The following is an 18,216-nucleotide window of genomic DNA, read 5'->3' on the forward strand; positions in this document are numbered from 1 at the left end:
ACGCCCCCTCAGTGGATGCGGCGGCCGTGCGCGTCGGGGACTCCGGACTTCCGGTGAAAGTACGTGTTGATCTGGTCGCGCCACTCCCCGGCGCTGCGCACCTGTTCGTCGAGGCGGTCGGCGACCCGGGCGTACAGCGCGGGATCGACCAGGCCCTCGGCCCGCCGCCACCGCTGCCGCATGGCCGTCACCCGTTCCGCGCCGGCGAAGTGGGTGTCGTAGATGTGCTGGATCACCGTGACGCCGCTGTGCAGGACATGGCCGTACGGCACATGGTGGAAGAAGAGCAGCAGCTCGTCGGGGCAGGTGGCGACCGACTCGTAGCGATCGTGCGGGTACTGGCCGGCGAACCCGGTCCCGGTGGTCCGGGTGCGGTCCACGCCGACCCCGTCACGGTCGGCGAAGTGGTAGGTGCCCCACGGCGTGTACTCGTAGCCGTCGACGTCGGGCCCGTAGTGGTGGCCGGGCCGGACCATGAAGCCGACCCCGAGCGGGGCGGTGTACTGCTCGTACGTCCGCCAGGACTCGTCCATCAGGTCGTGCAGGATGCTCCGCAGCGGGCCGGGAGCGGACGGGAAGGTCAGGTCGATCCACTCGTCGAGGAGCGCCACCGGGCCCCGGTGCGGATCCCAGGCGAGACGGCCGGCGGCGTACAGGTTGGCCTGGGCGAGCGGGTGGCCGGTCCAGAACTCGTCGGAGCCCACGTTGGAGACCGCGGCCAGGGCGCCCACCTGGCCGGCGACCTCGGCCAGCACGCCGGACCACATCGGCGCCAGGTAGCAGACGTGCTTCTGCTGGCCGGTGTACTCCTGGGTGACCTGCAGCTCGACCGCCAGCCGGGTGGCGGGCATCGCCGACAGCACCGGGGACACCGGCTCCCGCGTCTGGAAGTCCATCGGGCCGTGCTTGACCTGCACGATCACGTTGTCGTGGAACCGGCCGTCGAGCGGGGCGAAATGGTCGTGGGCCGCCCGCGCCCGGTCGGTGGACCGGTCACGCCAGTCCTGCCGGTGGTCGTAGACGAACGCCCGCCAGCGGACCACCGCGTCGTGCGGCGCGAGTGCCGCGGCGAGCATGTTCGCCCCGTCGTCGTGGCCGCGCCCGTAGGTGAACGGGCCGGGCTGCCCTTCCGAGTCGGCCTTGACCAGGTAGCCGCCGAAGTCGGGGATCGCCTCGAACACTCGCTCTGTCGTCTGCGCCCACCACTGCCGGACCGTGTCTTCGAGCGGGTCGGCGGTCGGCAGGTCACCGAGGATCACCGGGGCGGCGAAGTTGACCGAGAGATGGACGCGTACGCCATACGCCCGCATGATTCCGGCGATGGCCGCGACCTCGTCGAGTCGGCTGGTCAGCAGGCGGGTCTCGGAGAGGTGGACGTTGACGTTGTTGACCGTGATCGCGTTGATGCCGCAGGCGGCGAGCAGCCGGGCGTAGGACCGCACCCGGGTGAGGTCGTCGTGCGGCCGCCCCTGGTGCCAGAAGATCGAGCCGCCGGAGTAGCCGCGTTCGACCTGGCCCATCACCGGGTGCACGTCGACGTTGTCCCAGTGGTCGAGCACGCGCAGGAGCAGCGCCGGGTCGTGGCGTTCGTCGGCGAGGCCCGGATCGAAGGCGGACTCGCCGCGGCGGGCGATCTCGAACAGGCCGTACAGCATTCCGGCCGCCCCGTCGGCCAGCACCGTCGTGCTCTCCGCGCGCCGGCCCAGCACGAATCCCTCCGTGGGTGAGGCGGCCGGTCCCTCCGTGGGTGAGGCGGCCGAGGCGGAGCCGGCGCCCGGGCACCGGCCCGCCGTGCTGAGCACGAGATCGAGATGGGCGGGCACCTCGGCCGACAGCCCCGAACGATATGCCGCCCCGCCGAACCGGTCACAGGCCCGTGTCACCTCGTCCCACACGGTCTCGACGATCGGCCCGGCCCCCGCGACCAGGACCCGCCTGGCGCCGAGCGCCCGGAAGGCCTCGGACGGCAGCCATGCCGCATGGATCCCCACTGATGAATGCTCGGTCACGGCGGCTCCGGCGGGTCAGGGGTCGGCGCCGGCCGGAAGTCGCACGTGGAGCGGCCGCCGCGTCGATCGGTTGCCGGATCACCATACGATCCGGAGGCCGCACCGTCGACCGGACGGCCGGCGCGCGGAGGAGCCGGGACAGCGGTGGCAGCGGTCCGGGAATCCTTTGTCAAGAGAATCCCTCTCGCATTGGCCGGCGGCTCGCCAGGCAATCAACGAGGGCACTAAAATATGTCGAGACAGCGACAAATCAGCGATTATGAATGTTGCCGCGATGCGGCCCGGCGCCAACCCGATTCGATCTCACGTTCACGATAGCCGTCAACACAGAATGATAGGCTGGCGAGCAGAACTGGGGACATTATCGGCTTAAGGCTATGAGGAGCCCGCCACGGGTCCGGATGCGTCACAATCCGTTACCCCGGCCTGGCCCGGGCGATGTATGCTCTCGGTTGTTTCCACCTCTTGGCAATGGTTCTCGGCGAGGGGGCGCAAGTGGATAACTAGAGCTCGGCGCAAAGATGGACAGGGCTCGACGCACTGACGGCGGCACCCGGAGTCGACCCGGGTGCCGCCGTCGTGTGAAGCCGGCCCTCTTGGCAAAGTTATCCGGCGATGTTTGCATTAGAACTGATTTCGACAGCCCTTGCATCGTCCAATCGGACCCCGCGCGAGCCCCGTCGGCCACGCCATCCTTCCGAACGGGCGACCTGCGGCGAAAGAGTCCGGGCATGGCCACACCACTCGAACGCTTCCCGCAGATCCATCCTCACGTTCAGTGAGCACCTGTATCGCCGCTCGAGCACGGAGACTCATGCTGGTCCGACCTTCGGCTGCCAGCCTAGTTCTCCACGTGCACCTCCCGCGAAACGACGACGCCGCCAAGCATATCAAGATCAGGATAGCTTTCCCGCCGGTTCCGGACAGTCCTAGCGGGGATAATTAGCGCCGTCCCAGACCACCTGATACCGAGCCCCGATCTTGGGCCTCTTCATCTCGTAGACTGCCTCGCCGGTATTGGAATCAATGGGCACCGGCCATTCATCCGCGATCTCCCATTCGGTGCCGCCGCCGCGGGACCGGATGAATTCGATGGCCCGGGCCTCGGCGGGCCGCATGGCCTGCGGAAAGATGACGCGCAGCTTCAAGGAGCCGATCGGCTCGACAATAATCTTGGCCAGCATGGGCTCGAACGTCCGGCCCACGTCATTCAATTCCTGGAATATCTCTATCTCGGTCTTGGCACCCTTCCGCAGCGGCCTGTCGAAGACGACATAATATTCTCGCCAGGAACGGTCCCGGGAGATCTCCGTCATCAGCGTGTGCCCCGGGCTGCGCACCGCCGGCCGAGTGATGTCACCGACTCCTGTCCAGCGGTACCGGTTCTTGAACATCTCCACGTTGTGCTTGTTGGCCCGGATCGTGATCCGGACGGTCTGCCGATGCCTCAATATGTCGGCCGGATCGAATTCGTACAGGTATTCCGCGCTCTCCCAGGAGTATTCAGCGGTCTTGCTCATCCGCCGCTGCATGGTGAGAGTGCCGACGAGAAGGCCCGCGCCGAAAGCGACCAGACCGAGCGCGATGGACGATACGGACGAGGGTACGGATTCATTGGACCCGGCATATTTCGCGCCCACATAGATGGCCCCCGCCACCACCATCGCGAGCCAACCCAGATTACGGACAATCCCCACCCACGTACCGACGCTCTTGATGCCGCCGAAGAACTTCATCGCTGGCATCGCTCCCCCTGCGAAAATGCTCGACGAATACCCGGATCTCATGTTCGCGACGCATACCTGAAAGCAGCGATACAAACAATCCGAACAGTACCCGGAAGCACGGGAGGCCGCTGTCACGCGATAGGAGGAGCCACTTCCACGACCAGAGCCGGCAAACCCATTCGGCCGGACAGGGAGTGCACCAATTCCCGGATGTAGGGATGGGCGATCTCGATCAACCCGACAGCGCCGAACGCTTTCAGTTCACTCTCCGTCAACGGTGGATCGTCGGGCACTCGCACCACCGCGTTGAGCACGATCTTCAGGCTCAGGAACGTCTCTTGAGTGCCGTCCCGGCCCTCCAGCTCGTAAGAGCACGCGTAGACCATATGCCCGGGTATCGACGACATCTCGCGGGTGAGGTCGAGCAGCACCACCCGAAGGGGTGGTTTGACCACCGGCAGGAGCAACTCGGCGTCCAGTTTGCGCAGCCGCAGGTCGACCAGCGAGGCACGGCGGATCACGCGTTCTGAGCGTTGACGCAGGTCGGTCCGCGCCCTCACGCCGCCGCTACTAGCTCGTCCAGCGCTTTGACGAAACAATCGTCGCCGGGTGGGCTCACCCGCACGTCGTTGTCACGAGGACGGAGCCGCACGGGCACGCCGGCCCCGGCGACCACGTCAGCGCCGCCCACGAATCCCCAGGCGGACGCGTCGCCCCTCAGCACCTTCGTCCGGGAGTTCGCCTTGTAGGGAAGCGTCCGCTCCTCCCAGGAGGTGAAGTGCCGGGTCGCCCCCTCGCGCAGGATCAGTTCGAGGCTGCAGCCGAGCACCCTCGAGTACCGCTGGAGCGTGGACAGCCTGGCGTCGGTGACACCGTTCTCCAGCTCGGAGACGGCCGACTGTGTCGTCGACATCCGTCTGGCGGCTTCCCCCTGGGTCAAGCCCCTCCGGCGGCGCATTCGCACCAGAGCCTGGACCAGCCCGTCGCGAGCCCGGACATCGTAGTCCGCCGCGACTCCCTGCGGGGTGGACAGCAGCCGGGCCAGGAGGCCGGCACGGGTGCCGACGGCCGGTGGAGTGTCGTGCGACGGCATCAGAACTCCCATGTCTCGAGGTTCCGCGTCCACCCGGTGACGGCAGGCGTCACGGCGGGACCGAGCCCGCCCTGCGCGCCGCACCAGCCGTCGGCGACCGTCGCCCGGATCATTGCGCCTTCTGTTTCCGCCACAGACTCCACCTCCGCTCGGCCACCTCCACGGCTTCCTCCGGTAATGCCCCGGAACCCCCGATGACGAACGAGAGAACCACCAGGAATCTCCCATCGACGCCGTAGACCAACCAAAATCTATTATCGCCTAGCTCAAACCAAAAGGTCCTAAGTCGGACATTTAGCGCCTTGTCGTGTCGTACGTCGCGGCGGCCGGACTCCCGGTGCTCCAGCTCGAGCTGAACCTTGGCGCAGGCCTCCGGCCCCGTCGCCTCGACCTCGGCCATGGCATCGACACGTCGGCCGTCCGAGCCGGTCCCCGCAAGGAACCACCAGACCCGGGCCGCCTTCCGCCTGTTCGGTCCCGCATTCGCCGCAGCCGCGGTAGCACCTCTCCCCCCACAGTTGCGGCCAACCGGGCGCATTCTGCGTACGAGCGATGAACGCGCTGGCGCCGAGAATGGCTCGACCACACCTCCCGCCAACGGACAATGTGTGCGATTAAGTCCATAGGGATCGATCGAACGGCAGGGAATGCGGACACTCCACGACGCATCGTCGTCACCGCGTCACGCAGAGGCGGACCGTGCCGCATCGCGAGGCCGACCGAGATATCGATGTCCGTAATAGTGCAAGCTCTTGATTCGCGCATCCTTCGCCGCTTAGCTGTCTGGCGGGGAAGCACGCCGCCGGAAGGACACACATGTCCACGACCTCCTTCACACCGCGAGAGATCGACGCCCTGCGGGAGAAGTACCGGGCGGAGCGGGACCGGCGGATCCGCCCGGACGGCGGCGGCCAGTACCGGAAGGTGACCGGCGAGTTCGGCTACTACGCCACGGACCCGTACACCGAGCGGACCGAGCGGGAACCGGTGCGCGACCGCGTCGAGGCGGTCGTCGTGGGCGGCGGCTTCGGCGGGCTGCTCACCGCCGCCCGGCTGCGCCAGGCCGGCGTCGAGGATCTGCGGATGATCGACGAGGCCGGTGACTTCGGCGGCACGTGGTACTGGAACCGCTACCCCGGCATCCACTGCGACATCGAAGCCACGGTCTACATGCCGCTGCTGGAGGAGGTCGGGTACGTCCCGCGGTGGCGGTACGCCCCGGGCGAGGAGATCCGGCGGCACGCGGTCGCCGTCGCGACGACGTTCGACCTCTACCGCGGCGCTCTGTTCCACACCAGGGTCACCGATCTGACCTGGGACGACGACACCTGCGAGTGGACCGTGCGCACCGACCGCGGCGACGAGACGAGGTCCCGTTACGTCGTGCTCTCCTCGGGCCTGCTGACGCAGGCGAAACTGCCGGGCATCCCCGGCATCGAGGAGTTCCGCGGCCACACCTTCCACACCAGCCGGTGGGACTACGGCTACACCGGCGGCGACCAGACCGGCGGCCTGCACGGGCTCGCCGACAAGCGGGTGGCCGTCATCGGCACCGGCGCCACCGCCATCCAGGCCGTGCCCCACCTCGGCCGCGACGCCCGGCGCCTGTACGTCTTCCAGCGCACCCCGTCGTCGGTCGACGTCCGCGACAACCGGCCCACCGACCCGGCCTGGGCGGCGGCGCTGAGACCGGGCTGGCAGCGCGAGCGGATGGACAACTTCCTGACCGTCGTCACCGGCGGCCACGCCGAGCGTGACCTGATCGACGACGCCTGGACCGGCACCGCCCGGTTGCAGCGCGCCTTCCTGGGCGGCGTCCGCGACGAACTCACCGACGACGAGCTGGAGCTGGCGGACTTCGCCAAGATGAACCAGATCCGCGCCCGGGTCGACCGGGTGGTGGACGACCCGGCCACCGCGGAGCTGCTCAAGCCCTGGTACCGGTACATGTGCAAGCGGCCCACGTTCAGCGACGAGTACCTGCAGACCTTCAACCGGCCCAACGTCACCCTGGTCGACACCGCCGACCACGGCGGCGTCACCCGGATGACCCCGGCCGGCGTCGTCGTCGGCGACACCGAGTACCCGGTGGACTGCGTCATCTTCGCCACCGGCTTCGAGGTCGGCATCTCCGGCGTCCTCTCCGGCAGCCTCCAGGTCTACGGGCGCGGTGGCCGCCACCTGTTCGCACACTGGGCCGACGGGTTCCGCACCCTGCACGGCTTCTACAGCCACGGCTTCCCCAACTTCTTCAACCTCGGGCCGGTGCACAACGCCAACGCCGTCAACTTCGTGCACATCCTCCAGGAACAGGCCAACCACATCGGGGCCGTGGTCGCCGAGGCGAACAAACGCGGCGCCCGCCGGATCGAGCCGACCCTCGAAGCCGAGGACGCCTGGTCCGCCACCATCGACCGGACCGCGAAGAACAGCTTCCGGTTCCAGGCCGACTGCACCCCGGGTTACTACAACAACGAGGGCAATCCGATGCGGGCCGGTCTCTCCTTCGGCCCCGGCCCGATCGCCTTCCACGACCTCCTGCGCGCCTGGCGCGCCGACAGCATGGAGCAGGTCCTATGGAACGGCTGATCAACCCCACGCCGCTGCGCGGATCGAACGGCATCGCCTTCGGCCCGGACGGCCGTCTCCACGTCGCCGAATATCTCCCCGGCCGGATCAGCGCCGTCGACGTCACCACCGGCGACGTCGAGGTGGTGGTCGCGCCGGACGGGCCGATCGCATCACCCGACGACCTGGCCTTCGACGCCGACGGCGCGATGTACGTGACCGATCTGGCTCCCGGAAGAGTCTGGCGGCGTACCCCGGCCGGTGGTTTCGATCTCGTCGCCGACGGCATCCGTAACCCGAACGGCGTCGCCTGCGTGGGGAACCGGGTGTTCGTCAACGAGATGGTCCCCGGCGGCCGCCTGCTGGAGGTCGGCGCCGGCGAGCCGGTGGTCCTCGCCGAGGGCCTGATGATGGGCAACGCGATGCAGGCCGGCCCGGACGGCCTGCTCTACTACCCGCACATGTTCCCCGGCGAGGTCTACCGGATCAGCCCCGACGGCGGCACGCCGGAGCTCGTCGCCGGCGACGTGCCGCAGACGGTCGCGGTCCGCTTCGACCGCGACGGCGTCCTGATCGTCCTCTCGCTGGACGAGGCCGGAACGATCTGGCGCATCGACGGCGACCGCCGCACCACGGTCACCACCGGCATTGCCGGGCTGGACAACGCCGCCTTCGACGCCCGGAACCGGATGTTCGTCTCCAGCTTCTCGGCCGGCGGCATCACCGAGGTGCTGCCGGACGGCGGTCTCCGTGACGTGGTGCCGCGCGGGCTGGCCGGCCCCTACGGCCTCGCCGTCGACGCCGCCGGCGCCCTGCACGTCGCCGACCACTACCGGCTGGACGGCGTGTTCCTGCCGTTCGCCCACGCGCTCGCCGCCGGCGACGGCGCGTTGCACTTCACCTCCCAGTACGGGCAGGCGGTGACGTTCGACCCCGGCTCCCGGTCCACCCGCACCCGCGCCGAGGACCTCGATCAACCCCAGGGCATCGCGGTACGGGCGGACGGCGCGCTGGTGATCGCCGAGGCGGGCACGGGTCGCGTGCTGGCCGTCGGCCCCGGCGGCACGACGGACGTGCTCGCCGAGGGTCTGGGCCGGCCGGTCGACGTCGCCCTCGACGCCGGGGGCCGCTGCTACGTCAGCGACGAGCAGCACGGCACGGTCTACCGCCTCGACAGCGGCAAACCGGTCGCCCTGGCCGAGGGCCTCGACACGCCGCAGGGTCTGGTGGTCGCCGACGGCCGGCCGATCGTCGTGGAGGCCGGCCGCAGGCGGCTCGTGGAGGTCGGCCCACCGCTCCGGGTGCTGGCCGCGGACCTGCCGATCGCCGCGCCCCGGCACGCCCGCCCAGCGCTGTTCGCGCAGAGCATGCCCGGTGTGCCGCGGCAGTTCACGGCGCTGGCCGCCGGTCCCGATGGCTCCCTTTACCTCGCCGGCACCGCGGACGGCAGTGTGATGCGCCTGTCGTACCCGTTCTGATTACCGCCCGATCGTCACCGAATGCCGGTGCGCGGCGTTGAGCCTGACAGACATGAGACCTATAGCACTGTATGGTCGCAATGTCCGTTTCCGGTTCCCCCCGGTTCCCCGCGCTCGCTGCAGTTTCGGAGACTCAGATGTCGTACCCCAGCACGATCTTCCATCGCGTCGTCGCCGTCTGCGCGGCCGTCGCCCTCACCGCGACCGGCTGGGCGGCCCCCGCCACCGCCGTCGCCGTGTCTGTCGCACCCGCGCCACTGCAGTACGTCGCCCTCGGCGACTCCTACGCCGCCGGCTTCGGCGCCGAGCCGACCCGCGACGCCTGCGGCCGTACCTCGGCCGCCTACCCGGCCCTGCTGGCCCGCGAGACTCACGGCGGCGTCGCCCTGCGCAACGCGTCCTGCGTCGGCGCGACCACCGCCGACGTCACCCACCGGCAGGTGTCCTCGCTGAGCCCGCGCACCGGCCTGGTCACCATCACCGCGGGCGCCAACGACCTGCAGGTCGCCCGGGTGCTGCGGTCCTGCGCCAACCCGGCCACCGCGATCGACTGCCGCACCGCGAACGCCGCCGTCGACCGCAAGCTGGCGGCCACCATGCCCCGCGACCTCGGCCGCATGATCCGCGCGGTGACCACCGCCGCCCCGGACGCCCGCGTCGTCGTGACCGGCTACCCGCTGCCGTTCGCCCGCGCCCGGCAGTGCGCGACCGTGCCCGTCCCGGCGAAGCTGCGTGCCCGCGCCAACCAGGTCGTCCAGCGCCTCAACCGGGTCCTGGCCACGGCGGCCGCCCGGGAGCAGGTGCGCTTCGTCGACGTCGAGCAGACCTTCGCCGGGCACGCGCTCTGCAACGCCCGGCCGTGGCTCGTCGGCGCGGAGGGCATGCGCGACAACACCGCCCTCCACCCGACCGCCACCGGCCACGCCCGCGGCTACCTGCCCGCCGTGGCGAACACCGGCCTCGCCGACCGATTCTGACCAGCGTCGCGCCCCGGCTGGTTCTCCGTGCCGTCTCGATCGACCTCCAGACGCACGGAGAACCAGCCGATCAAAATCCATGCGGGGTACGGGCGAACAACGCGTTGAGATCCCCGTAGCCGAGCGCCGGGTCGAGCACGTCACCGGCGCCGGATTCCAGCAGCTCGCGGGCGGCACGCTCGACCAGCCCGTACGCCGCCTGAGCGATCGATGTCCCGACGCTGACCCGGCGGACCCCCACGGCGGCCAGGTCGGCGACCGACGGGCCACCCGGACCGGTCATCGCGTTCACCGGCAGCGGCGAGCCGGCAACCAGTTCCCGCAGCGCCCCGAGGTCGGTCAGACCCGGCACGAACAGGCAGTCGGCGCCGGCCTCGGCATAGGCGACGGCGCGGGCCAGGACCTCGGCCGGCCCACCGGCCCCCGACAGATACACGTCGGTACGGGCGTTGATCACCAACTCCGGCAGCCCGGCGGCGTCCGCGGCGTCGCGGGCCGCCCGCAGACGCCGCTCCTGTTCCCGGACGGTCAACAGCGCGCCGTTGCGGGCGTCCTCGATGTTGACGCCCACCGCGCCGGCCTCCACCACCGCCCGCACGGTGGCCGCCACATCCTCCGGCGACGGCCCGTAACCGGCCTCCACGTCCGCGGTCACCGGAACGTCGACGGCCGCACAGATGCGCCGCACCGCCGACATCATCTCGTCCCGCGTCAGCCCTTCCCCGTCGGGCCGCCCCAGCGACCAGGCCACCGCGCCGCTCGTGGTCGCGACGGCCGCCGCACCCGCACGGACCACCAGTCCCGCGCTGGCCGCGTCCCACGCGTTCGGCAGCACCAGCACGCCCTGCCCGTGCCATGCCCGCAGCGCCCGCGCCCTGCCGGTGTTCAGTGCGTCAACCATCGAATCCATCCTCGTTCGGCGACATCGGACCGGCTCGAAGTCTCGCCGCTCGCGCTCGTCCTGGCTGGCGGGTTTCGGCCCTGAACATCAGCGCCGGCCACTGCCCGCGCGGACGCCGCGGACCCGGCCGATGCCGCCACGGATCCGTCGGATTCGCTCATGCGACGTCAGCCGGGCGACGCCGTTCCCCTGCCTCGACCGACGGTCATGGGACGATCGCCACGCCGCCGCGGACGCCGCCTCGGGCCAGCCGGTCGTGAGCGGCCGCGGCGTCGGCGAAGGGGTACACGCCGGCGACCCGGAGCGGGATGTCGCCGCTGATGACCAGTTTGACCAGTTCACCCAGCCGCGATCCGTCCGGCAGCACCTCCAGTGCGTAGGTCCGGATCTCCCGCACCGGTTCCGGGCGAAGCGGCGGCGACGCGGCCACGTAGCCCCCGCCGTCGCGGACGAGGTCCAGCAGCGAGGGGCCGATCACCGCCAGGTCGATGACCGCGTCGAACATCCCCGTCGGGCCGTCGGAACGCGACAGGAACGCCGCGCCCAGCGACTCCACGAACGCACGGTCACCGGCCCCGGCCAGGCCCGTGGCGTGCAGGCCGGTCACGCGGGCCAGCGCCAGGACGAACCCGCCGACCTGCCCGGCGGCGCCGGTGACGAGCACGGTCGAACCCGCCGGCAGCGCGAGCAGGTCGAGGGCTTGGGCGGCGGCGAGGCCGTTGGTCGGCAGGGTCGCCGCATCGGTTGCGGGCACGCCGGCGGGCGCGGGGGCCAGCCAGGCGGCGTCGAGCACCACGTACTCCGCGTGGGCACCGGCCGTGGTCCGCAGCCATGGCGAGAAGCCGATGACCTCGTCACCGATGGTGACCTGCTCGACCGCCGGGCCGACGACGTCGACGGTGCCGGCCACATCCCAGCCGGGCGTGTACGGCAGGCCGGTCGGCAGTGGGGCCGGGAACCGACCCGAGCGGATCATCAGGTCGACGGGATGGACGACGGACGCGGCGACCCGCACCCGCACCTGCCCCGGACCCGGCACGGGCACCGGCACGTCGGCCACGTGCAGAACTTCCGGCCCGCCGAACTGTGCATAGCTTACTGCGCGCATCGCCGTCTCCTTGATGGACTCTCGTGATCACCAAGACCGTACGAATCGACGGGCACCATGAGAAAGTAGGTACCTGGAAGTGCCTAGGACACCGGTGGAGGGCAAGATGGCGACGACGACCGCGGCACAACGCCGCGAACAGGCAAAACGCGACTACGACGCGTTCCTGGACCGGTGCCCCACCCGTGAGCTGCTGAGCAGGCTCACCGACAAGTGGGTCGCACTGGTGATCCCGGCCCTCGCCGACGGCCCGCGGCGGCACAGCGAACTCGCCGGCCGCATCGCCGGCGTCAGCCAGAAGATGCTCACCCAGACACTGCGCACACTGGAGCGCGACGGCCTGGTCACCCGCACGGTCACCGCCTCGGTGCCGGTCCGCGTCGACTACGAACTCACTCCGCTCGGCCACGAACTGTTTCCGGTCATGATCGCGATCAAGAACTGGGCGGAGACGCACATGGACCAGGTCTTCCAAGCCCGCGCCCAATTCGACGCACGCCCCTGACCCTCCCCAGCCGACCGTCTGCCGGAGTGGCTATGACGTTGCTTGCCGGGGCACTTCCCGTCAGGCGAGGTTCGTGGTGAAGAAGTCGTCGAGCCGGTCGAAGGGGATCAGGTCCTTGCGGTCGTACAGGTCGACGTGGTCCGCGCCCGAGACGATGACGAGGTCGACGGTGCCGGGGGCCATCGCCCGGACGTCCTCGGAGTAGTAGCGAGAGTGCGCGTCGGCGCCGGCAACCAGCAGGGCCTTGCGGGGCGCCAGCATGTCGAGGTTCGTCATCAGCGGGAAGGCGAAGAACGACATCGGCGTGGTCGCGGTCCACGCGGTGGTGGAGTTGATCGAGCGCGGGTGGTAGCCGCGCTCGGTGCGGTAGTAGTCGGAGAAGCTCGCCGTGATCGGGTCGGCGTCCGCCGGGAGCGTCTGGGGCAGGACGCCCGTCCGAGCGCTCAATGCCGTCAACGACAGGTTCGAGGGTGCCGCCTTCGAAACCGATGAACGGGAATTGCTCTGCGAGTACATCGACGGTGTTCTCGCAGCAGCGGAATCCAGGCCGACGACCTTGCCCGCCGCAACGGCATCCGCAGCGGCGACATCACCGGTCCGTGGCGCGACCGGTAGGCACCGTACCGGCCACAACGAGTACCTGACCGATGATGATCAGCGCCGATTGACGGGGTGCGCTGGATTCCGTCGCGCGACGTGTTGATCCTGCCGGTTCTCCGGAAAGGGGACGGCAGCACCTGTCATGAGGCCCGCCTCCACTGGGTTGCCCGGATAGCGAAACGCACCGACGTCGCCCCTGAGCCGCGCAGCTCTTGGCCGCTCGGCCAATCGGCCTCCTTGAATCCGGTCCTTCTGAGAATGCGGATGGAACGCTGATGGGATTCGAAGGCTTCGGCCCTGGTCTCGTCGAGCCCCAGATCGACAAATCCGTAGCGAAGCCCGGCGGCGGCGCTGAGCCCGAAGCCACGCCCCACCGACCGCGGTCGCCTATCAGGAAGCCGATTTCCGGTATCCCGGGTCGTCGCCGTAGAAGTCGACATAGCCGACCAGATCCTTTCCGTGGAAGACGCCGAGGCGTGCCAGTCCTGGTGGCGGGTTCTGGATCAGTTGTCGGTGGTGTCCCGCGCTGGGCGGCGAGGCTCGTGCGGCGACTGCGCGCCGTTTCGGACGAACGTGAGCCGTACCCCGTTGGCCTGCACGTTCAGGTGTTCGCGGTCCGCTGACAGGACGGTGACGTGCAGAGGCTGAACGTCGGCGCTCACGGTCACCGCGTTGATCCCGGTCATGGCGGCCCTTTGGGCGAGGTCGCCGACGGCGTACAAGACGGCGGTAGTGGTCGTTTCGGTGACGTCGAAGCCGGCGCTGGTGGTGGCGAAGCGCCCGCTGATCCCGTTGACGTCGTCGGAGGCGAGGAGCTCGCCGTCGGCGGCCAGGTGGAGCCACGCGTCGACGGACGAGGGGATCTCGGTGGTCCCGCGGCGGTCCGTCACGGCGGTAAGGCGCCAGCGGATGCCCCGATAGTCGGCGGTGACGGTGCCGGGTGACGCGGGCGGCAGCGACGCGACGTCCGGCGGACCGGGTGAGGCGAGCTGGTCCGGAGAGGGGCGGGTCAGAAGGATGCCGAGAGTGAGGAGCGCGAAGGCGCCGGCAGCGGCCAGGATGAGCGCGTTCTGGTGGGTCCGCCAGGCGGGGGTGGGAACGTTGGTCACATCAGGTGAACCGGCGGGCGGCGGCCGAAGTTGCGCCGGTGCGACCGGGCGCGCGTCATCTGCGGCTGGATGCGCGCGGAAGGTGATCGTGCGCCATCCCGGTACTGCTACCTGCGCCGGCCTGCTCTGATGAAGACCGCCGTCACTCCGACGATCATCAGCACGACGATGAGACAGACGAGCAGGTGCCACGGCTTGATCGCGCCCATGTCGGAAGACCATACCCGGGAACGGTCGACGCCGGAGCCCGGCTTCTCCAGCGCGCCGCTCCGCGGGCCTCATTCGTCGGCGTCGTCGTCCGCCCGGGCCTCGGCGGGGCGGGGAGACCGGCCCGCGGCACGCAGAGCGGCACGTAGTGCGTACTCGATCTGGGAGTTGATGCTGCGCAGGTCGTCCGCGGCCCACCGCGCGATCGCGTCGTAGACATGCGGGTCCAGGCGCAGCAGGAGCTTCTTGCGTTCAGACATGAGGCACCGCGACTCAGTACAGGGTTCCCGTGTTGACCACCGGCTGAGCGGCACGGTCGCCGCAGAGGACCACGAGGAGGTTGGCCACCATCTGCGCTTTGCGCTCCTCGTCGAGTTCGACGACGTGCTCGGCGCGGAGCTGCTCCAAGGCGCCGGAGACCATGCCGACCGCGCCCTCGACGATCTTCGAGCGTGCGGCGACGACCGCGGCCGCCTGCTGCCGGGCCAACATCGCCTGCGCGATCTCCGGCGCGTAGGCGAGGTGGGTGATCCGGGACTCGACGATCTCGACGCCGGCGAGAGCGACGCGCTCACTGAGCTCGGTCGTCAGCTCGTCGCTGACCACGGCCGAGTCCCGCAGGCTGGGCCGCCCGGTGTCGTGGGAGTCGTACGGGTGGCTGGTGGCCAGATGCCGCACCGCCGTCTCCGCCTGCACCGCCACGTAGGCCAGGTGATCGTCCACCGCGAAGCTCGCCTTGGCGGTGTCGATGACGCGGCAGACGACCACGGCCGCGATCTCCACGGGGTTGCCGTCGGCGTCGGAGACCTTCAGCCGGTCGGTCTCGAAGTTGCGCACGCGCAGGGTGACCCGGTGCTTCGTGGTCAGCGGAACGGTCCAGTGAAAGCCGGGCTCGCGGATGCTGCCGAGATAGCGGCCGAAGAACTGGACGACCTGGGACTCATTGGGGTCGATGACGATCAGGCCGGTGAACACGGCGATCGTGCCGACCAGCCACACCGTGCCCACGGCGCCGAGGACGGCGGGATGCTGATCCGCGGCGGCGGCGCCCAGGCCGCCGATCGTGAGAAGCAACCATCCCGCCAATGCCACGAACCCCGATGTCCGGAACACCGAACGCTCCACAACGCCTCCCCGTAACTATCAAAGTGATATCACCACGATAGCTACGCACCGCAACACCCGCAACCGCGCGGTGAACGGGGCTGGCGTCACCGGTCCTTGAAGTAGGCGAACAGATGTCTCTCGCGAATGCGGAACGTCGCCAGCACCGCCCCGATCAGGGCGGACGCGGCCGCGGCGGCGGGGCCCCGGATGTCGATGAGGTAGATGTCGACGGCGTCGGCGGCGTTCATCCACCGGACCGCCGCGAACAGGGCCCCGGCGGACAGCAGGAACGCGAGCACACCCCAGGCGGCCGTCTCCAGGGCCAGGGTGGCCAGCAGCGCCCGGCGGGACTGGCCCAGATGCAGAGCGCCGGCGATCTCCAGGCGGCGCAGGCGGATCGCGGCGTAGCCCAGCAGCAGGCCGGCCAGGGCACAGCCAGGCACCACGAACCGGGTCGGGCGGGTGTCGAACTGTCCGAGCGAGTCGAACACCGTACCCAGCCTGGTGTTGAGCTGGCCGGTCTCGACCGGGTCGGTGGAGGCGGTGTCGACCTTGAGGGCCGCGTGCAGCAGGGCCTTGCGGGAGTCCGACAGTGGCCAGACGTCGGCCCAGCACTCGTCGAAGTCGCCGGCGGCGGGTTCCGGCAGGAGCACGGCGTACGCCAGCCGGCTGTCCCGCCCGTCGTCCGGATAGTCGAAGACACCGGCCACGGTCAGCGACCCCACCGTGGTCGCCATCGAGTGGCCCGGTTGTACGGCGAGCGTCCCCGCCAGCTCCGTGGAGATCCACACCCCGGCGGGCGCGTCGGCCGTACCGCCGAGGATGTGAAGGAACCCGGGGGAGACCGCATAGGCCGGGATGGCGCTGGATCGCATCGTGCTCAGCACGATCGCGTCCGTCTCCCGCAGCGCGCCCGCCGACCGGATGCCCTGAACCTCGCCGAGCCGTTCGCAGGCGGCCGGGTCGGTGGACTGTTTCGCGACCATCTTGCGGACCGAGGCGCCCGCGGCGACGAACCCGGCGGCGCGTTGTTCGATGTCGACGATGGACCGTGTGTCGGCGATCGCCAGGCCGGCGTTGATTGCGGCGAGCAGGACCCCGAACGACAGGGCCCGGGTGGTGCCGGTACGGAGGTTGCGTCCGGCTTCGGAGAGGATCGAGCGAAGTCTCACAGCCGGCTCCCGGGGTGGGCCAGGGCGAGGTCGATGACATGGGTGCACGCGGCCCGGGTGTGCGGGTCGTGGGTGGCGATCACGACGATGGTGCCGTCCTGGGCGACGGCGCCGAGGGTCTCGTTGACCGTCGCCGCGGTGCGGGTGTCGAGCTGCGCGGTCGGTTCGTCGACCAGCAGCAGATCGGGGCCGGAGCAGACGGCGCGGGCCAGCATGAGCCGCTGCGCCTCGCCGCCGGACAGCTCACGGAACGGCTGGTCCGCCGCGTGTTCCAGCCGGAATCCGGCCAGCACCCGGTGGGCGCGGTCCTCGGCGTCGCGACGGGACCGGCCCTGGGCGAGCAGGGGCAGGGTGACATGGTCGATGGCGGTGCGGCGCGGGACGCCGTACGGATTCTGGAAGACCCAGCCGGTGCGTTCGACGCCGATCGTCTCGACGCGGCCGAGGCTGGGAACGACCCAGGTCGCGAGGATGGACAACAGCGTCGACTTGCCGGACCCGGACGGTCCGCACAAGCCGACGATCTGTCCGGGCAGCAGTTCGAAGTCGAGGTTCTCGAACAGGTAGTGCGTACCGGTGAACCGGTGCGCGAGCCCGATGCCGCGGACCGCCTTCGCGCTCACCGGCAGTCCTCCAGGGTGATCGCGGAGCCGACGTGGACCTGCGCCGGCACGTCGCCTTTCATGGTCACCAGGGTGGCGCCGAGCCGGGAGCCGACGACGGTGACCGGGTGCCCGGTGTCGCCGGACTGGACGCAGCCCTGGTCGCCGTCGAGGGCGAAGACCGAACCGGGCGGCACCTTCACCGTCGGGATCGCCGTCTTCAGCCGGATGATCGCGGACAGGTCGGGTTTCTCACCGCTTGCCAGCAGCAGTTTGTACTCCTGCCCGGCGGCCAGCTCGCTCAGGAAACGGCCGTCGGTGGCGGCTCCCTGCGCGTTCAGCGGACCGGTCACGCCGAGTACCTCGATGGTGCGCTCACCGGGCACGATGCCGGACGGCAGCGAGTTCACCACGACCGACGTCAGCCGCGGCGGCACCTTGGCGAAGGTCTGTCCGGCCGACACGAACGCCCCGAGGGTCAGCTCGCAGGAGTTCGGCACCACCCTCGGCGCCGGCAGCCACAGAACCTCCCGGATGGTCACGGTTCCTTCGGGGTCGGCGATACCGGCCTTCTTCTGTACGGCGCGCATCGCCGCCCGGGTACGGCGGTCGTACCGTCCGGTCGCCTCGACCCGCTTGTGCCCCAGTCGGTGCAGTTCGCGTTGCAGCGCGCGTACGTCGTCGCCCTTGTCGCCGGAACCGAGGTCCCGGTAGAGCGGTGTCCGGGTGGCGAGCGCGATCACCGGTTTCCCGTCGATCCGGGCGACCGCCTGCCCGGACCGCAACGCCTCACCCGCCTTGCAGGCGGTACGGGTGACGCGCCCGCCGATCCCGACGATCAGTGGTGGGGTCGGCAGGTCGGTGAGGGAGATCTTCACGGTCCGCTCGTCGGTCAGGTTCTCCCGGCCGGTCGGCGCCGAGGTGACGTCGACGGCGGTGCGCAGCCCGGCCGGTGCGGCGGCGGGCCGGAGCAGGACGGCGGTCGCACCGCCCGCACCGAGCAACGTGAGTCCGGCCAGCAGGGCGGTACCCAGAAAGCGGCCGCGCGCCAAC

The 18,216-nt window shown here is 70.1% G+C and carries 18 protein-coding genes; 4 read left to right on the top strand and 14 right to left on the bottom strand.

The window, feature by feature from the left end:
* Positions 1-8: 8 nt before the first annotated feature.
* The 5 genes from QLQ12_RS12495 to QLQ12_RS12515 form a co-directional block, all read right to left on the bottom strand.
* Complete coding sequence (locus QLQ12_RS12495) at positions 9-1,991, bottom strand: alpha-glucuronidase (protein WP_282759581.1); 1,983 nt, start codon at positions 1,989-1,991, stop codon at positions 9-11.
* A 947-nt stretch (positions 1,992-2,938) separates the two neighbouring features.
* Positions 2,939-3,745, bottom strand: coding sequence for a hypothetical protein (locus QLQ12_RS12500; protein ID WP_282759582.1), 807 nt, complete (start codon positions 3,743-3,745; stop codon positions 2,939-2,941).
* 122 nt (positions 3,746-3,867) lie between these two features.
* Positions 3,868-4,257: a hypothetical protein gene (locus QLQ12_RS12505; protein WP_282759584.1), complete on the bottom strand. Its 390-nt coding sequence runs from the start codon at positions 4,255-4,257 to the stop codon at positions 3,868-3,870.
* A gap of 35 nt (positions 4,258-4,292) precedes the next feature.
* A complete protein-coding gene (locus QLQ12_RS12510; protein ID WP_282759585.1) occupies positions 4,293-4,841 on the bottom strand; it encodes a helix-turn-helix domain-containing protein in 549 nt (182 codons plus the stop codon).
* 97 nt (positions 4,842-4,938) lie between these two features.
* On the bottom strand, positions 4,939-5,229 hold the full coding sequence (locus QLQ12_RS12515) for a hypothetical protein (protein WP_282759586.1): 291 nt from the start codon (positions 5,227-5,229) through the stop codon (positions 4,939-4,941).
* Between the two features lie 416 nt (positions 5,230-5,645).
* Between QLQ12_RS12515 and QLQ12_RS12520 the strand changes: the two genes are divergently transcribed.
* The 3 genes from QLQ12_RS12520 (at position 5,646) to QLQ12_RS12530 (ending at position 9,852) form a co-directional block, all read left to right on the top strand.
* Complete coding sequence (locus tag QLQ12_RS12520) at positions 5,646-7,418, top strand: flavin-containing monooxygenase (protein WP_282759587.1); 1,773 nt, start codon at positions 5,646-5,648, stop codon at positions 7,416-7,418.
* A complete protein-coding gene (locus QLQ12_RS12525) occupies positions 7,406-8,875 on the top strand; it encodes a hypothetical protein (RefSeq protein ID WP_282759589.1) in 1,470 nt (489 codons plus the stop codon). The genes QLQ12_RS12520 and QLQ12_RS12525 overlap by 13 nt, the downstream gene beginning before the upstream one ends.
* Positions 8,876-9,012: 137 nt before the next feature.
* Positions 9,013-9,852 carry an SGNH/GDSL hydrolase family protein gene (locus QLQ12_RS12530; protein WP_282759591.1) on the top strand — a complete coding sequence of 280 codons (840 nt, stop codon included), beginning with the start codon at positions 9,013-9,015 and terminating at the stop codon, positions 9,850-9,852.
* A gap of 70 nt (positions 9,853-9,922) precedes the next feature.
* On the opposite strand, the gene QLQ12_RS12535 is transcribed toward QLQ12_RS12530, so the two are convergent.
* Positions 9,923-10,753: an isocitrate lyase/PEP mutase family protein gene (locus tag QLQ12_RS12535; protein WP_282759592.1), complete on the bottom strand. Its 831-nt coding sequence runs from the start codon at positions 10,751-10,753 to the stop codon at positions 9,923-9,925.
* Positions 10,754-10,958: 205 nt separating this feature from the next.
* Entirely contained in the window at positions 10,959-11,861 is a 903-nt protein-coding gene (locus QLQ12_RS12540; RefSeq protein ID WP_282759594.1) for an NADP-dependent oxidoreductase, read from the bottom strand.
* Positions 11,862-11,967: 106 nt separating this feature from the next.
* On the opposite strand from QLQ12_RS12540, the gene QLQ12_RS12545 reads away from it, so the two are divergent.
* Positions 11,968-12,366: a winged helix-turn-helix transcriptional regulator gene (locus tag QLQ12_RS12545; RefSeq protein ID WP_282759595.1), complete on the top strand. Its 399-nt coding sequence runs from the start codon at positions 11,968-11,970 to the stop codon at positions 12,364-12,366.
* Positions 12,367-12,426: 60 nt separating this feature from the next.
* On the opposite strand, the gene QLQ12_RS12550 is transcribed toward QLQ12_RS12545, so the two are convergent.
* The 7 genes from QLQ12_RS12550 to QLQ12_RS12580 all read right to left on the bottom strand — a co-directional run bounded on the left by QLQ12_RS12550 (position 12,427) and on the right by QLQ12_RS12580 (position 18,215).
* A complete protein-coding gene (locus QLQ12_RS12550) occupies positions 12,427-12,813 on the bottom strand; it encodes an alpha/beta hydrolase family protein (protein ID WP_282759597.1) in 387 nt (128 codons plus the stop codon).
* A gap of 656 nt (positions 12,814-13,469) precedes the next feature.
* Positions 13,470-14,075 (bottom strand): hypothetical protein, encoded by a 606-nt coding sequence (locus tag QLQ12_RS12555; RefSeq protein WP_282759598.1) that lies wholly within the window; start codon positions 14,073-14,075, stop codon positions 13,470-13,472.
* Positions 14,076-14,353: 278 nt separating this feature from the next.
* Positions 14,354-14,542, bottom strand: a complete 189-nt coding sequence (locus QLQ12_RS12560) for a hypothetical protein (protein ID WP_282759599.1) — start codon at positions 14,540-14,542, stop codon at positions 14,354-14,356.
* A gap of 13 nt (positions 14,543-14,555) precedes the next feature.
* Positions 14,556-15,395, bottom strand: coding sequence for an SPFH domain-containing protein (locus QLQ12_RS12565; protein WP_282759601.1), 840 nt, complete (start codon positions 15,393-15,395; stop codon positions 14,556-14,558).
* A 98-nt stretch (positions 15,396-15,493) separates the two neighbouring features.
* Positions 15,494-16,561, bottom strand: coding sequence for a hypothetical protein (locus QLQ12_RS12570; protein ID WP_282759603.1), 1,068 nt, complete (start codon positions 16,559-16,561; stop codon positions 15,494-15,496).
* A complete protein-coding gene (locus tag QLQ12_RS12575; protein WP_282759605.1) occupies positions 16,558-17,184 on the bottom strand; it encodes an ATP-binding cassette domain-containing protein in 627 nt (208 codons plus the stop codon). The genes QLQ12_RS12570 and QLQ12_RS12575 overlap by 4 nt, the downstream gene beginning before the upstream one ends.
* The gene (locus QLQ12_RS12580; RefSeq protein WP_282759606.1) at positions 17,181-18,215 is read right to left on the bottom strand and encodes a peptidoglycan-binding domain-containing protein; all 1,035 of its coding nucleotides are present in this window, start codon (positions 18,213-18,215) and stop codon (positions 17,181-17,183) included. The genes QLQ12_RS12575 and QLQ12_RS12580 overlap by 4 nt, the downstream gene beginning before the upstream one ends.
* Position 18,216 lies beyond the last annotated feature (1 nt).

Source organism: Actinoplanes sandaracinus, from assembly GCF_030009775.1.
Lineage (GTDB): Bacteria > Actinomycetota > Actinomycetes > Mycobacteriales > Micromonosporaceae > Actinoplanes > Actinoplanes sandaracinus.